Annotated in this window: 1 pseudogene; it reads right to left on the minus strand. The window is 55.8% G+C overall.

Going from position 1 to position 240, the window contains the following annotated elements:
• Positions 1-58 precede the first annotated feature (58 nt).
• Positions 59-189 (minus strand): annotated as a pseudogene (locus ACFZPT_RS26935) (DUF4946 domain-containing protein); the annotation flags it as partial.
• Positions 190-240 lie beyond the last annotated feature (51 nt).

Here is a 240-nt window from a genome sequence, read left to right on the forward strand (position 1 = left end):
GCTGTCGGGACACGGACTGAGCGCTTACGGTGGCATCGCCATCGGGCGTCACCTCTTAGATTTGCCAGCCGCTGGGCCAATGAAATTCCGGCTCGCAAGCCAACACCCACTGACTGGTCAACAGCACACATACAGCAATCAACAGAGGTTTACGAAATTAAATCATTGCGAAAACACCCCAGGGACCATCGGAAAAGTGTGAGGCCCGCCACCTAACGTTCGCAAGGCCTACGCGGGCTT

This window comes from Pseudomonas sp. MD330_10, from assembly GCF_042610415.1.
GTDB classification, from domain to species: Bacteria; Pseudomonadota; Gammaproteobacteria; order Pseudomonadales; family Pseudomonadaceae; genus Aquipseudomonas; species Aquipseudomonas rhodesiae.